The sequence below is a fragment of the [Enterobacter] lignolyticus SCF1 genome (assembly GCF_000164865.1).
In the GTDB taxonomy this organism is placed as follows: Bacteria; Pseudomonadota; Gammaproteobacteria; order Enterobacterales; family Enterobacteriaceae; genus Enterobacter_B; species Enterobacter_B lignolyticus.
In genome coordinates this window covers 3,945,935-3,958,886 of the sequence record NC_014618.1, presented here as the reverse complement: position 1 = coordinate 3,958,886, position 12,952 = coordinate 3,945,935, and the positions used below count along the sequence as shown (strand labels likewise).

At 57.1% G+C, this 12,952-nt stretch carries 14 protein-coding genes; 6 read left to right on the top strand and 8 right to left on the bottom strand.

Going from position 1 to position 12,952, the window contains the following annotated elements; translation table 11 throughout:
- Window positions 1-10: 10 nt before the first annotated feature.
- The 3 genes from ENTCL_RS18395 to idnO are packed head-to-tail and all read right to left on the bottom strand — an operon-like array spanning window position 11 to window position 1,783.
- Complete coding sequence (locus tag ENTCL_RS18395; RefSeq protein ID WP_013367648.1) at window positions 11-478, bottom strand: NanQ anomerase/TabA/YiaL family protein; 468 nt, start codon at window positions 476-478, stop codon at window positions 11-13.
- Complete coding sequence (locus ENTCL_RS18390; protein ID WP_013367647.1) at window positions 475-1,005, bottom strand: gluconokinase; 531 nt, start codon at window positions 1,003-1,005, stop codon at window positions 475-477. Before ENTCL_RS18390 ends, ENTCL_RS18395 begins: the two co-directional genes overlap by 4 nt.
- A gap of 13 nt (window positions 1,006-1,018) precedes the next feature.
- Window positions 1,019-1,783 (bottom strand): gluconate 5-dehydrogenase, encoded by a 765-nt coding sequence (idnO, locus tag ENTCL_RS18385; RefSeq protein ID WP_013367646.1) that lies wholly within the window; start codon window positions 1,781-1,783, stop codon window positions 1,019-1,021.
- Window positions 1,784-2,027: 244 nt separating this feature from the next.
- Between idnO and ENTCL_RS18380 the strand changes: the two genes are divergently transcribed.
- The 6 genes from ENTCL_RS18380 (at window position 2,028) to folA (ending at window position 8,557) form a co-directional block, all read left to right on the top strand.
- Window positions 2,028-3,020, top strand: coding sequence for a LacI family DNA-binding transcriptional regulator (locus tag ENTCL_RS18380; protein WP_013367645.1), 993 nt, complete (start codon window positions 2,028-2,030; stop codon window positions 3,018-3,020).
- Window positions 3,021-3,153: 133 nt separating this feature from the next.
- On the top strand, window positions 3,154-4,101 hold the full coding sequence (locus tag ENTCL_RS18375; protein WP_013367644.1) for a 2-hydroxyacid dehydrogenase: 948 nt from the start codon (window positions 3,154-3,156) through the stop codon (window positions 4,099-4,101).
- A gap of 73 nt (window positions 4,102-4,174) precedes the next feature.
- On the top strand, window positions 4,175-5,479 hold the full coding sequence (locus tag ENTCL_RS18370; RefSeq protein ID WP_013367643.1) for an MFS transporter: 1,305 nt from the start codon (window positions 4,175-4,177) through the stop codon (window positions 5,477-5,479).
- A gap of 95 nt (window positions 5,480-5,574) precedes the next feature.
- Window positions 5,575-6,105, top strand: a complete 531-nt coding sequence (gene kefF / locus ENTCL_RS18365; RefSeq protein ID WP_013367642.1) for a glutathione-regulated potassium-efflux system oxidoreductase KefF — start codon at window positions 5,575-5,577, stop codon at window positions 6,103-6,105.
- Window positions 6,098-7,963, top strand: a complete 1,866-nt coding sequence (kefC, locus tag ENTCL_RS18360) for a glutathione-regulated potassium-efflux system protein KefC (protein ID WP_013367641.1) — start codon at window positions 6,098-6,100, stop codon at window positions 7,961-7,963. The genes kefF and kefC overlap by 8 nt, the downstream gene beginning before the upstream one ends.
- 114 nt (window positions 7,964-8,077) lie before the next feature.
- Window positions 8,078-8,557, top strand: a complete 480-nt coding sequence (folA, locus tag ENTCL_RS18355) for a type 3 dihydrofolate reductase (RefSeq protein WP_013367640.1) — start codon at window positions 8,078-8,080, stop codon at window positions 8,555-8,557.
- 57 nt (window positions 8,558-8,614) lie between these two features.
- On the opposite strand, the gene apaH is transcribed toward folA, so the two are convergent.
- From apaH to surA, 5 genes are read right to left on the bottom strand one after another with little or no spacing between them, the layout of a single operon-like run.
- Window positions 8,615-9,463: a bis(5'-nucleosyl)-tetraphosphatase (symmetrical) ApaH gene (gene apaH / locus ENTCL_RS18350; protein ID WP_013367639.1), complete on the bottom strand. Its 849-nt coding sequence runs from the start codon at window positions 9,461-9,463 to the stop codon at window positions 8,615-8,617.
- A gap of 4 nt (window positions 9,464-9,467) precedes the next feature.
- Window positions 9,468-9,845: a Co2+/Mg2+ efflux protein ApaG gene (gene apaG / locus ENTCL_RS18345; RefSeq protein ID WP_013367638.1), complete on the bottom strand. Its 378-nt coding sequence runs from the start codon at window positions 9,843-9,845 to the stop codon at window positions 9,468-9,470.
- A gap of 3 nt (window positions 9,846-9,848) precedes the next feature.
- On the bottom strand, window positions 9,849-10,670 hold the full coding sequence (rsmA, locus tag ENTCL_RS18340) for a 16S rRNA (adenine(1518)-N(6)/adenine(1519)-N(6))-dimethyltransferase RsmA (RefSeq protein WP_013367637.1): 822 nt from the start codon (window positions 10,668-10,670) through the stop codon (window positions 9,849-9,851).
- On the bottom strand, window positions 10,667-11,656 hold the full coding sequence (gene pdxA / locus ENTCL_RS18335) for a 4-hydroxythreonine-4-phosphate dehydrogenase PdxA (protein WP_013367636.1): 990 nt from the start codon (window positions 11,654-11,656) through the stop codon (window positions 10,667-10,669). The genes rsmA and pdxA overlap by 4 nt, the downstream gene beginning before the upstream one ends.
- Window positions 11,656-12,942, bottom strand: a complete 1,287-nt coding sequence (gene surA, locus ENTCL_RS18330; protein WP_013367635.1) for a peptidylprolyl isomerase SurA — start codon at window positions 12,940-12,942, stop codon at window positions 11,656-11,658. Before surA ends, pdxA begins: the two co-directional genes overlap by 1 nt.
- Window positions 12,943-12,952: the final 10 nt, after the last annotated feature.

Here is a 12,952-nt window from a genome sequence, read left to right as displayed (position 1 = left end):
GCGTTATTATCTAGAGCAGGTCGTTATTGATTTTGACGACAATCTTGCGCAGCGGTGCGCCAGCATCAAGGGTGCTCATCGGACGGTGTAACTCGCCAGGGAACAGGATAGCCAGCTCAAAGGGATGAAGGTGGATCAGCGTTTCGCTGCTGATGTGTTCGCAAAAACCAATGTCGTGAGCCGCGTTAAACGGCCCATCCGGCGCGATGGTCAGCCCCTTATTTCCTGCGCCAATAACTTCCTCTCCCACCAAAACGATATGAATATCAATATATTGACGATGATACTCCGGGCGCTGTTCGGTCAGAGGGCGCGTTTCGCCTTCGACGACGGTAAAAAAGAGATTATCGCCATCAACGGTATATTTACCGCAAGGCAGGCTGAGCGGCTCCTGGGCGATAACCGCCTGTAACGCGGTACGGATAACCGGCGGATAGAGTGCATTTTTAGCGGCTGTGGCCAGGGTATCGATAATCATGCCAGCACCTCCCTGGAGTGCGCTTGTTCGAGTAACGTTAAGGCGTTCGCCACGATCTGCGCCACCGTCGGGGCGATATCAATAGCGACTATATCGGTTTCGCTGCTGTCGGGGGCTTCCAGCGCGGCAAACTGGCTGCGCAGTAACGCCTCTGGCATAAAATGCCCTTTACGCTGCTGCATTCGGGCCAGAATGCAGTCGTAATCTCCCGTCAGCCACAGAAAGCGAACCTGGTTGCTTCCTTTGCGCAGCTGGTCGCGATAGCGTTTTTTGAGCGCCGAACAGACCAGCACGCCGGATTCATTCTTCTGCTCAAGGCTAAAAATGACGTCGGCGATACGCTCCAGCCACGGCTGGCGATCGTTATCATCAAGCGGCTGGCTGGCGGCCATTTTGACAATATTCTGCCGGGGGTGAAGGTCATCGCCATCGATGAATTTAGCCCCTATCTGCTGCGCGATGGCGTGTCCGACCGTTGTTTTCCCGGTGCCCGATACGCCCATCAGGATGATACATTGCCCTGTCATAGCGCCTCCTGAGTCACACTGCCACCAACATGCCGCCATCCACGAACAACAGATGCCCGTTGACGAAGTTGGACGCACTGGAAGAGAGAAACACCGCCGCGCCGACCAGCTCCTGCGGGTCGCCCCAGCGCGCCGCCGGCGTGCGTTTGCACAGCCAGTCGGTAAAGGCTTTATCGTCGACCAGCGTCTGCGTCATTGCCGTTTTGAAGTAGCCTGGCGCGATACCGTTAACCTGAATGTTATGGCGCGCCAGCTCAACGCACATTCCGCGCGTCAGCATTTTGACAGCGCCTTTGGCGGCGGCATAAGGGGTGATAGTGTCGCGGCCCAGCTCGCTTTGCATGGAGCAAATGTTGACGATTTTACCCTGCTGGCGGGTGATCATCCGTTTGGCAACGGCCTGCGACACTAAAAATACCGCCGTCTGATTCACGGAAATAACGTCATTCCATTCCTGAACCGGGAATTCGGTAAAAGGATGGCGGCGCTGAATACCGGCGTTATTAAATAATACGTCGATGGCGCCTGTTTCGTTTTCAATCTGGCTAATTGCATTTTCTACGCTGTCAGCATCCGTGACATTAAATACGGCAGGATAGGCCGTCGCGCCTTCATCGCGTAATTTCATGACCGCATCGTGCGCCCGGGTTTCAGAAATATCATTAATGATAATTTCCGCGCCATATTGCGCCAGACCCTGAGCCATCACAAAACCAATGCCCTGACCTGCGCCTGTAATTAAAATGCGTTTACCTTGTAAGCTGAAAAGATCTTTCATCTTGATATCCTGATTAACGGCTGAAAACGGAAAACGTTGTGGGCTCTATCTCACGGATTTTCGGCTGGTGAAACTGTGATGAGGATCACTTCAAATCGTGTTACGAAAAGGGGTTACGTTAAACGTGAGACGGGGCGGTAAATCCCGCGCCAGCAGAGGGGGATAGCGGCGTCGCGCGATTCTCTTTTCCTGCGCTGGCAGGCATAATGGCCTGATGTGGTAGCGGTTATTGGCGGGTTAACTGATGAAGGCACAACGTATTACGCTTAATGATATTGCTGAGCTGGCTGGCGTAACGAAGATGACCGTTAGCCGCTATTTACGCACGCCGGATAAAGTGAAACCCGAAACCGCTGAGCGTATTGCCAGCGTGATTGCCGAAATTGGCTACGAGCCTGACCCGGATAACCCCGCCATGAGCAGTACCGTGGTGCCGCGCATTGGTGTACTCATTCCTTCTTTTCATAATCAAATATTTGCCGATCTGTTAGCCGGTATTGAGTCGGTCACGGCTGCCCACGGCTATCAGACGCTGGTGGTGAACTACGACTACGACCGCCTGCGTGAAGAGGAGCAGATTGCGGCAGTGCTGGCGTTTAATGTCAAAGGCCTGCTGCTGACCGAATCGGTGCATACCCTGCGGGCAGAAAAGTACCTCAACGCCGCGAAAATCCCCGTTGCGGAAGTGATGGGCCTGTCGGACAACCCCGGGCGTATTAACGTGGGTTTTGACAATTTCAAAGCCGGCCTGGATATGACCAACATGCTGCTGGCAAGCGGAAAACGGCACATCGTCTATTTTGGTTCGATGTCGGACGTCCGTGATGAGCAGCGCTATGCGGGGTATTGTCAGGCGATGGAAGCGGCAGGCCTGACGGTAGGGCGCATCGCTCCCAACAAGGTTTCGTCCGTCTCCATCGGTACGGGCATGATGACGCTGGGGCGCCAGATGTACGCCGATATGGACGGCATTCTGTGTACCAACGACGACCTCGCCGTTGGCGTGTTACAGGAGTGTCTGGCTTCAGGTATTCGCGTTCCGCAGACGCTGGCGATCGCCGGTTTTCACGGGCTGGAGATAGGCCAGGTTGTCTCCCCGCGCCTGGCAAGCGTACTGACGCCACGCGCTGAAATGGGCAAGGTCGCCACTGAAATCCTGATCAAGAAAATCAAAGGGCTACCCACTATCGAGAAGGTCGACCTGCACTACCGCCTGTCGATGGGCGAAACCATCTGATTTGTCTTACCGATCACGGAGGCTGTAACAGCGCTTTTTAACACGATTCAGCGTGACGAAGATCGCAAAAAAACCTCCTGAAAACCCGTTTGATAGTGGCCACAGTCGTCATGAACTTCAAACAGGTGATCCCATGAATACACTTTCCCGCGCCGTCCTTCTGGTGGCTCCCGTTATAGACAGCCTGCAAGCCCGGCTTGCCGCTGACTTCCCGCTGTTTCGCCTGTATGAACAGGATGATCCCATCGCGTTTCTGCGTGAACAGGGTGAGAACATTGCCGCGGTGGTCACGCGGGGTGACGTGGGGGTACAGAACAGCGTGCTGGAGCTGCTGCCGCATGTGGGGCTGGTGGCTATCTTTGGCGTGGGGACCGATGCGGTGGATCTGGACTATGCGCGCTCCCGCCAGATTGCCGTCTCGATAACCTCTGGCGTGTTAACCAATGATGTGGCCGATCTGGCTATGGGGCTGCTGCTCTGCGGGGCGCGCCAGCTGTGTCAGGGGGATCGTTTCGTGAGGGAAGGGCGCTGGCTTAACGGTGGCCTGCCGCTGGCAACCCAGGTGAGCGGCAAACGGATTGGTCTGCTGGGGATGGGCAATATCGGCCAGGCCATTGCCCGCCGCGCCGCGGGTTTTGATATGCAGGTGCTGTACCACGACCGTAAGCCTGTTGAGGGGCTTGGGTATCAGTGGTGCGCGGACCTGCATACCCTGGCGCATCAGAGCGACTTCCTGGTGATCGCCGCATCCGGTGGCGAGGCCAATCGGGGGATTATAGACGCATCCGTATTTAAAGCGATGCCGGCTCACGCATGGCTCATCAACATTGCCCGTGGTTCGCTGGTGGATCAACAGGCGCTTATTCTGGCGTTACAAAACGGCGTTATCGCCGGGGCGGGTCTGGATGTTTTTGACGATGAGCCGCATGTTCCGGCTGAACTGGTAGCGCTTGAGAATGTGGTGTTGCAACCGCACGTCGCCAGCGCCACCCATGAAACCCGCAAAAAAATGAGTGACGTGGTCTATGCCAACGTTGCGGCTTATTTTGCAGGTGCAAAATTACCTGGCGCGATTAATTAATACTTCACGTTTTATCTCTGTACCTGGTTCTCATGTAATGACAACAATAACCTCTGCATAGAGAGTACGAAATATGAACGCTAACATTCCCAGCACCCGTTGGTTGCGTATTATTACGCCGGTATTAATTGCCTGTATTATTTCTTTTATGGATCGGGTTAATATTAGTTTTGCATTACCCGGTGGGATGACGGCCGATTTAGGTATTACCAGCCAGATGGCCGGTGTTGCCAGCGGTATATTTTTTATTGGTTATTTATTTCTGCAAATACCAGGTGGCCGTATTGCGGTAAATGGCAGCGGTAAACGCTTTATTGCCTGGTCTCTGGTGGCATGGGCGGTCGTGTCCGTGGCTACCGGGTTTGTCACCCATGAATATCAGCTGCTGGTACTGCGTTTTATTCTTGGCGTTTCCGAAGGCGGGATGCTGCCCGTCGTACTGACGATGGTCAGCAACTGGTTCCCTGAAAAAGAGCTTGGGCGCGCCAATGCGTTTGTGATGATGTTTGCGCCGCTGGGCGGGATGCTGACCGCCCCCGTTTCGGGCGCCATCATTGCTGCGCTCGACTGGCGCTGGCTGTTTATCATCGAAGGTCTGCTGTCGCTGGTGGTGCTGGCGGTGTGGTGGTTTATGATTAGCGATCGCCCGGAAGAAGCGCGCTGGTTGCCCCAGGCTGAACGGGACTATCTGGTGAACACCCTCGCCGCTGAACGGGCGGCAAAATTGGCCGAAGCGCCAGTGAGCAATGCGCCGGTGAAGGATGTATTTCGTAATCCCGGGCTGATGAAACTGGTTGTTCTTAATTTCTTCTACCAGACAGGCGATTACGGTTATACGCTTTGGCTGCCGACCATCCTGAAGGGACTTACGGGCGGGAACATGGCGAGCGTGGGATTCCTGGCGATTCTGCCCTTCGTTGCCACGCTTGCAGGGATTTATGTTATTTCACTGTCCTGCGAGCGCAGTGGAAAACGTCGTCTGTGGGTTCGTTTCTCGCTGTATTGTTTCGCTGCCGCGCTGATCGCATCCGTTGTACTGCGTGAGCATGTGGTAGCGGCCTACATCGCGTTGGTTATCTGTGGCTTCTTCCTGAAAGCGGCTACCAGTCCCTTCTGGTCGATGCCGGGGCGAATTGCGGCGCCCGAAGTCGCCGGGAGCGCCCGAGGTGTGATTAATGGTTTAGGAAATCTCGGTGGTTTCTGCGGCCCATATTTGGTTGGCGTAATGATTTACCTTTATGGTCAAAATGTTGCGGTTTGCGCGCTGGCGGGATCGCTGTTGATTGCCGGAACCATGACCTTCCTGCTGCCGAAAAAATGCGACCTTGATGCAAACGTAGCGAATGAAGCCGTTGGTAAAGAGCCGCGCAGTGCCTAAGTGATGGATACATAAATAACAGTTATCATTGTAACCGGAACAGTTAACTGTCTACACTCTTGCTGATTGCAATATGCGTAAAGACAGGCCAATCAATGATTCTGATAATTTATGCGCATCCTTATCCGCAGCATTCACATGCGAATAAACGGATGCTTGAGCAGGTCAGGGACATGGACGGGGTCGAAATCCGCTCCCTTTATCACCTTTATCCCGATTTTAATATCGATATTACCGCCGAGCAGGAGGCGCTGACCCGCGCGGACCTGGTTATCTGGCAGCATCCCATGCAGTGGTACAGCGTACCGCCGCTGCTCAAGCTGTGGATAGACAAAGTGCTGTCCCACGGCTGGGCTTACGGCCACAACGGGAAAGCGCTGCACGGTAAAAGCCTGATGTGGGCGGTCACCACCGGCGGCGGCGAAGACCATTTCGCTATCGGCAACTGGCCGGGCTTTGAGGTGCTGGCGCAGCCACTACAGGCCACCGCGCTCTACTGCGGCCTGCAGTGGCTGCCGCCTTTTTCGATGCACTGCACCTTCATCTGCGATGATGAAACGCTGCAGGCGCAGGCCCGGCACTATAAACAACGTCTGCTTGACTGGCAGGAGGCGCATCATGGATAGCCATACGCTGATTCAGGCGCTGATTTACCTCGGCTCCGCGGCGCTTATCGTCCCCATTGCGGTACGCCTTGGGCTAGGTTCGGTGCTCGGCTATCTGATTGCGGGCTGCATTATCGGCCCCTGGGGGCTGCGGCTGGTCACCGACGCCGAATCTATTCTGCACTTTGCGGAAATCGGCGTGGTGCTGATGCTGTTCGTGATTGGGCTGGAGCTTGACCCGCAGCGGCTGTGGAAACTGCGCGTGTCGGTCTTTGGCGGCGGAGCGCTGCAGATGGTGGCCTGCGGCGTGCTGATTGGCGGCTTCTGCATGCTGCTGGGGCTGGACTGGAAGGTGGCGGAGCTGATTGGCCTGACGCTGGCGCTGTCCTCGACGGCGATCGCCATGCAGGCGATGAATGAGCGTAACCTGACGGTATCCCAGATGGGGCGCAGCGCGTTTGCCGTGCTGCTGTTCCAGGATATCGCGGCGATCCCGCTGGTGGCGATGATCCCGCTGCTGGCGGCAAGCGGAGCCTCCACCACGTTCGGCGTGTTCCTGCTTTCCGCGCTGAAGGTGGCGGGCGCGCTGGTGCTGGTGGTGCTGCTTGGGCGCTACGTGACCCGACCGGTGCTGCGCTTTGTGGCGCGCTCCGGGCTGCGGGAGGTGTTCAGCGCCGTGGCGCTGTTTCTGGTCTTCGGCTTTGGGCTGTTGCTGGAAGAGGTCGGCCTGTCGATGGCGATGGGGGCGTTTCTGGCCGGTGTGCTGCTGGCGAGCTCCGAGTATCGCCACGCGCTGGAAAGCGATATTGAGCCGTTCAAGGGGCTGCTGCTGGGGCTCTTTTTTATCGGCGTCGGCATGTCGGTGGACTTTGGCACCCTGGTTTCGCATCCGCTGCGGATTGTCGTGCTGCTGTTCGGCTTCCTGGTCATAAAAACCCTGATGCTGTGGCTAATTGCCCGGCCGCTGGGTGTACCTAAGGCCCAGCGTCGCTGGTTCGCCGTACTGCTGGGGCAGGGCAGTGAGTTTGCCTTTGTGGTTTTTGGCGCCGCGCAGATGGCGAACGTGCTCGACCCGGAGTGGGCGAAAGCATTAACTCTGGCGGTCGCGCTGTCGATGGCGGCGACGCCGCTGCTGCTGGTGGTGCTGTCCCGGCTGGAGAAAACCGGGCGCGAGCAGGAGCGGGAGGCCGATGAGATTGATGAAGAGCAGCCGCGGGTGATCATTGCCGGTTTTGGCCGCTTCGGCCAGATAACCGGGCGACTGCTGCTTTCCAGCGGCGTCAAAATGGTTATCCTCGATCACGATCCTGACCATGTCGATACGCTGCGGAAGTTTGATATGAAGGTGTTTTACGGCGATGCGACGCGGGTCGACCTGCTGGAGTCGGCCGGTGCGGCGAACGCCGAGGTGCTGATCAACGCCATTGACGATCCGAAAGCGAACCTTGAGCTGACGGAGCTTGCGAAAGCGCATTTCCCGAATCTGCGGATCATCGCCCGGGCGCGGGATGTCGATCATTACATCCAGCTGCGCCAGGCGGGGATCGACGCGCCGGAGCGTGAAACCTTCGAAGGCGCGCTGAAGTCCGGGCGCATGGCGCTGGAAGCGCTGGGGCTGGGTGCGTACGAAGCGCGCGAGCGCGCCGACCTGTTCCGCCGCTTTAACCTGAGAATGGTGGAAGAGATGGTGGACATCGCCGAAGAAGATGATGCTTCCTTCGCTGCGGCGTTTAAGCGCACCAGCGCGATGCTAACCGATATCATCAATGAGGACCGCAGTAATCTGTCGCTTATCCAGCGTCACGGCTGGCAGGGAACCGACGAAGGGAAACATACCGGAAATCCTGCGGATGAGCCGGAAAGTAAACCGTCGGCATAACGAGGGCTTAGCTGCAAATTGAAAAATTTTCGCTTTCTTTACTCTGCCGCCAGTCGACGAAAGATTATGCTTTCCGTATAGTGGCGGCAATTTTTTGCATCCGGGAAATTTTCAATGATCAGTCTGATTGCGGCGTTAGCGGTGGATCGCGTTATCGGCATGGAAAACGCCATGCCCTGGAACCTGCCTGCCGATCTCGCCTGGTTCAAGCGCAATACCGTAAACAAACCGGTGGTGATGGGGCGTCTGACCTGGGAATCCATTGGCCGCCCGCTGCCGGGACGTAAAAACATCGTTATCAGCAGTAAGCCTGGTACGGACGATCGCGTCGAGTGGGCGAAATCCGTCGAGGAGGCGATCGCCGCCTGTGGCGGTGCGGAAGAGATTATGGTCATCGGCGGCGGCCGCGTATACGAGCAGTTCCTGCCGAAAGCGCATAAGCTCTATCTGACCCATATCGATGCCGAAGTGGAAGGGGATACGCATTTTCCTGACTACGATCCGGACGAGTGGGAATCGGTGTTCAGCGAATTCCACGACGCGGATGCGCAGAACTCGCACAGCTACTGTTTCGAGATCCTCGAACGTCGTTAAGGTTTCCCGCAGCCTACCCCTTTCCTGATGCGAGAGGGGTAAGCGGGAGAGGCGTGTTTACGAGGCTACCGCTTCGCTTTCGCCGTCACTGAGGCGACGGTTAGACGGCTGTACGAAGTACGCTTTATCCTCCCAGCGCAGGCAGGTCAACTCCCCGCCCCAGCAGCAGCCGGTATCAAGAGCATAGATCCCTTCCGGCGTGCCTTTGCCCTCAAGCGATGCCCAATGACCAAACGCGATGCTGTACTCCTGCGTGACGGGGCCCGGGATCGCAAACCACGGTTTTAGCGGCGCGGGCGCATCCTCCGGCGACTCTTTGGCGTACATGTCCAGCTGCCCGTTAGGGAAGCAGAAGCGCATACGGGTAAAGGCGTTGGTGATGAACCGCAGCCGCGCCAGGCCGGACAGTTCCTTCGACCAGTGGTTGGGCAAGTCGCCGTACATCGCATCGAGGAAGAAAGGGTAGGAGTCGCTGCTGAGCACGGCTTCAACGTCGCGCGCGCACAGTCTGGCGGTGTCGAGATCCCACTGCGGGGTGATCCCGGCATGGGTCATGATGAGTTTTTTCTCTTCGTCTATCTGCATCATGGGCTGGCGGCGCAGCCAGTTCAGCAGCTCATCGGCATCCGGGGCCTCAAGCAGCGACGTCAGCCGGTCTTTTGGCTTGTTGCGGCTGATCCCGGCGAAAACCGCCAGCAGGTGGAGGTCGTGATTGCCAAGCACAATCCGTACGCTATCGCCCAGCGATTTGACGTAGCGAAGCACGTCCAGCGATGCCGGGCCGCGCGCGACGAGATCGCCCGTCAGCCAGAGCATGTCCTTCCCAGGGGTAAACGCCACCTGCTGTAGCAGGGCGATCAGTTCATCGTAGCAACCATGAACGTCGCCAATAAGATATGTACTCATCGAATCAATGAATTATTGCTGGCACTGCCAGACGGAAAACGGGGATATCGATGGCGAAGGTGTTGCCCTCGGCGTCGATCATTTCATAGTGGCCCTGCATGGTGCCAAGCGGCGTTTCCAGCACGGCGCCGCTGGTGTACTGATATTCGTTGCCGGGGGCGATATGGGGCTGTACGCCGACCACGCCTTCCCCCTGAACTTCAGTTTCCCGGCCGTGGCCGTTGGTGATTAGCCAGTAGCGTCCGAGCAGCTGAACCGGCGTTCGCCCCAGGTTGCGGATAGTGACGGTGTAGGCGAAGACGTAACGTTCCTCATCGGGTGAGGACTGTGACTCAATGTAGACGCTTTGCACCTGTACGCAAACACGGGGCGAATCTAACATGCTTTAGCTCTCCTTTGAGGGCGCATTTTCCGTCAGCCAGTTTGCCATCTGGCAGTACTGGGCGACAGAGATGTTTTCCGCACGCACGGCGGGGTCGATGCCCAGCCCGGTCAGTACGTCGACGGTAAACAGGTTGCCAAGGCTGTTGCGGATGGTCTTCCGGCGCTGGTTAAACGCTTCGGTGGTGATACGGCTCAGCACGCGAATATCCTTCACCGGATGCGGCGGCGTGCTGTGCGGCACCAGACGCACGACGGCAGAGTCCACTTTTGGCGGCGGGGTGAACGCCGACGGCGGGACTTCGAGCACCGGAATCACCTGGCAGTAATATTGCGCCATGACGCTTAATCGACCATACGCTTTACTGTTCGGTCCTGCAACCAGACGGTTCACCACCTCTTTTTGCAGCATAAAGTGCATGTCGGCAATGGCATCAGTATAGCTAAACAGGTGGAACATCAGCGGGGTGGAGATGTTATACGGCAGGTTGCCGAATACGCGCAGCGGCTGGCCGAGTTTTTCCGCCAGTTCGCCAAAGTTCATGGTCATGGCGTCCTGCTGATAAATCGTCAGCTTTGGACCTAAAAACGGGTGCGTCTGCAGGCGTGCGGCGAGATCGCGATCCAGTTCGATAACGGTCAGTTTATCCAGACGTTCGCCTACCGGCTCGGTCAGCGCGGCGAGGCCCGGGCCGATTTCGACCATGGCCTGACCCTTTTGCGGGTTAATTGCAGAAACGATGCTGTCGATCACAAACCGATCGTTGAGAAAGTTTTGCCCGAAGCGTTTACGGGCTAAGTGGCCCTGATGGACTCGATTATTCATTGAGAGTTAACAATCATTTTGATGGCGAGGTTAAGCGCCGTAATAAAACTGCCGACGTTCGCGCTGCCCCGGCCCGCCAGCTCAAGGGCGGTACCGTGATCAACGGACGTACGGATAAAGGGTAAACCGAGCGTAATGTTCACTGCGCGGCCGAAACCCTGGTATTTTAGCACGGGTAGACCCTGATCGTGGTACATCGCCAGCACCGCGTCAGCGTTATCGAGATACTTGGGCTGAAACAGCGTGTCGGCCGGCAGCGGGCCGCTGAGGTTCATGCCTTTCGCCCGCAGCTCGTCCAGTACCGGAACGATCGTGTCTATCTCTTCCGTCCCCATATGCCCGCCTTCCCCGGCATGCGGGTTCAGCCCGCAGACCAGCACGTGCGGATGGGCAATACCAAATTTATGACGCAGGTCGTCATCGAGGATGGTAATGACCTCCCGGAGCAGCGCTGGGGTAATAGCGTCGCTGATGGCCTTAAGCGGCAGGTGGGTTGTCGCCAGCGCCACGCGCAGCTCTTCCGTTGCCAGCATCATCACTACCTTACTGGCTCCGGAGCGCTCTTCAAAGAACTCGGTATGCCCGGTAAAGGCGATGCCCGCATCGTTGATAATGCTCTTTTGCACGGGGCCGGTGATAAGCGCGGCGAACTCGCCCTGGGTGCAGCCATCGCATGCCCGCGCCAGCGTTTCTACGACATAAGGACCGTTTTGCACGTTCAGGATACCGGGCGTGACGGGAGCGGAAAGCGGAACGGGGAGCAGCGTCAGGGTACCGGCGCGCTGCGCAACGGGGGGACGGTTGGCGTCGTAGGGCTGCAGCGTTAACGGCAAACCGAGCATTGCTGCCCGGCTTGTCAGTAATTCGCTATCGGCGCACACCACCAGTTCGACCGGCCAGTCGCGCTGGGCGAGCTGGATGACCAGGTCGGGGCCAATCCCGGCGGGTTCGCCGGGAGTGATAACGACTCGATGCGAGGCTGTCATTAGTTGCTCAGAATTTTGACATAGGCGCTGGCGCGCTGTTCCTGCATCCAGGTCGCCGCTTCTTCTGAGAACTTACGGTTCATCAGCATGCGATACGCTTTGTCTTTCTGCGCCGCGTCGGTGCGGTCAACATTGCGGGTATCCAGCAGCTGAATCAGGTGCCAGCCGAATGAGGAATGAACCGGCGCGCTGACCTGGCCTTTACTCAGCTTCATCACCGCATCGCGGAATGAAGGATCGTAGATATCCGGCGTTGCCCAGCCAAGGTCGCCGCCCTGGTTAGCTGAACCTGGATCCTGAGACAGCTCTTTTGCCGCTTTCTCAAAGGTGGTTTTACCGCTCTTAATATCCGCAGCGACCTGCTCCAGCTTCGCGCGAGCCTGATCGTCAGACATAATCGGCGACGGCTTCAGCAGGATGTGGCGCGCGTGGACCTCGGTCACGGAGATAGTCTGGCTCTGGCCGCGCAGATCGTTCACTTTGATAACATGGAAGCCTACGCCGGAACGGATTGGGCCAATGATATCGCCTTTCTTCGCCGTGCTCAGCGCCTGAGCGAAGATGGACGGCAGCTCCTGAATACGACCCCAGCCCATCTGGCCGCCTTTCAGGGCCTGCTGATCGGCGGAATAGGTGATCGCCAGCTTGCCAAAATCGGCGCCGCCGCGGGCCTGTTCAACCACGGAGCGCGCCTGGGCTTCCGCTTCGCTCACCTGATCGGAGGTCGGGTTTTCCGGCAGTGGGATCAGGATGTGGCTCAGGTTCAGCTCGGTGCTGGCATCGTTCTGGTTGCCCATCTGTTTTGCCAGCGCGTCGACTTCCTGCGGCAGAACGGTGATACGACGGCGTACTTCGTTGTTGCGCACCTCAGAGATAATCATCTCTTTGCGGATCTGACTACGGTAGGTGTTGTAGTTAAGACCGTCATTGGCCAGACGGCTGCGCATCTGATCCATGGTCATGTTGTTCTGTTTGGCAATGCTGGCAATGGCCTGATCGAGCTGCTCGTCAGATACCTTTACCCCCATTTTCTGCCCCATCTGCAGAATGATTTGATCCATGATCAGTCGTTCAAGGATCTGATGACGCAAGGTGTTATCGTCCGGCAACTGCTGGCCTGCCTGGCCGGCATTCAGTTTTACCGATTGCATTAAACCATCAACGTCGCTTTCCAGTACGACGCCATTGTTTACGACGGCTGCTACTTTATCGACAACCTGAGGGGCGGCGAAACTGGTATTCGCAACCATGGCGATACCGAGAAGCAGCGTTTTCCAGTTCTTCATACTCTTTCCA